The sequence below is a fragment of the Mucilaginibacter sp. P4_G9 genome, from assembly GCF_056400985.1.
Window position 1 is genome coordinate 1 of record NZ_JBFUKF010000627.1, and the last position, 2045, is coordinate 2045.

1 protein-coding gene is annotated in these 2045 nt (G+C 43.6%); it reads right to left on the minus strand.

The window, feature by feature from the left end:
- Window positions 1-135: 135 nt before the first annotated feature.
- Window positions 136-2045, minus strand: a 1910-nt coding sequence (locus AC1DPZ_RS26085; protein WP_477408995.1) for a glycoside hydrolase family 31 protein, incomplete at its 5' end; no start/stop codon positions are given.

Consider the following 2045-nt stretch of genomic DNA (forward strand, 5'->3'; position numbering starts at 1 on the left):
TCTAAAAGCGTTATTGTGGGTAAACACCGGTGCAAAGCTGCTAAAACAGTAGTGATAGCACATAGAATTTTCAAATAACAAAAAACCCCTATAAGTCAAATCAAACAAAAAACCCCGGCAGGCCGGGGTTTCATTTTATTTTGTTATTTCTATGTGCTTAAAGTTTTTACTAAACTTAAACTCAACTGTTCCGTCGGTGTTTACTTTAAACTCCTTCACCGTTTTASCATCGGCTACAATTTTGCCCGGTTTAAATGGCAAACCGATAATGTTTAGGTGATAGCCTTCGTATCGGGGCGTATACAAACCCTCCATACTTTGGTTGATAGTAAGTATTCTTGCAGCACCATTTACAACAAATTTTTTCTCGAGGTAAATATCCTGCTCATAGGCAAAAGTTTCGCCGTAATCTTCAAACAGGAATGAATTAACCTCGTAATCAGTATAATAAATATTAAGTTTTACTTCTTCAATTTCTTTTTCGCCTACGTATTGCATTACCTGGTATTCTGGTATTACAGAACCGGCTTTAATAAACACAGGAATGATATCCAATGGTGTTAATACCGATACCTCTTTACCCCCATCAACAACTTCAAGGGTCCAGAAGTTAATCCATTTACCTTTTGGCAGGTATACATTTCTTTTTGTTTGACCGGGTTCCATAACAGGGCAAACCAGTATTTTATCGCCATAGGTAAACTCATCCTGGCGGAAATGATTCAGCATCACATCCTGCTCATGCATTACAATAGGCCTTAAAATAGGGAAACCGTAACGGTGATGCTCCCAAAAGGTAGAGTATAAATAAGGGATTAAACGGTAACGCAGCTCAATAAATTTACGGTTGATAGCCGTATATGGTTCACCAAAGCTCCATGGTTCACGCTCCTTGGTATCGCCGGCAGAGTGCGCGCGCATGAAAGGCGAAAATGCTCCCATCTGGATCCAGCGGGTAAACAGCTCACCATCAGGCTCGCCGCTAAAGCCACCTATATCTGTACCGCAAAATGAGATACCAGATACCGATAAACGCTGGCACTGGATATTGCCCAATTTCAAATGTTCCCAGGAGGCCACATTATCTCCCGTCCAAACGGATGAAAAACGCTGAACGCCTGAGTAACCGGCCCTTGTAATAGTAAACGGACGTTTATTTTTCATGAGCTTGCGCAACCCCTCGTAGGTTGAGCGTACCATTTGCATACCGTAAATATTATGCGCCTTACGGTGCGATCCGCGGTGCCCATCGTACTGGTGGCGAACATCGTCGGGGAAAGTGCCTGCCCCAAAAACAGCAGGCTCGTTCATGTCATTCCAAACACCTGCAACGCCCATTTGCACCAGTTCATCAAACAAACCACCCCACCATTCACGTACGTCGGGGTTTGTAAAATCGGGAAACTGGCAGCGACCCGGCCAAACATGGCCTTCCATAAAATAATCGTCACTCCGGCGGCAAAAATACCTATTTTCTTTACCTTCCTTAAACACCTCGTAGTCATCATCCACACGAATGCCAGGGTCAATAATTACCACGGTTTTGAAACCATCCGCCGCCAATTCGCTGATCATTTTTTTAGGATCAGGAAAATATTTACGGTTCCAGGTAAAGCAGCGATAGCCATCCATGTAGTCAATATCCAGGTAGATACCATCACAGGGAATCTTATTTTCGCGGAAACCATTGGTAATCTTTTTCACCTTAGCCTCCGGGTAATAGCTCCAGCGGCACTGGTGATAGCCCAACGCCCAAAGTGGCGGCATGGGATGTGTACCTGTTAAAATATGGTAGCTTTTTACCACATCCATCATATGCGGCCCATGTATATAGTAGTACTGCAATTCGCCGCCATCGGCCCAAAAACTTGTTTTGGTTTTATCTTCGGCACCAAAATCAAACTGCGCTTTAAAGGTATTATCAAAAAAGATACCGTGTGCTATACCTTCATTTAAACTAATGTAAAAAGGGATACTGCGGTAAAGGGGGTCCTGGTTCCAGGCAAACGAATAGGCATCGGTGTTCCAGTTCTTGAGCCGTTTGC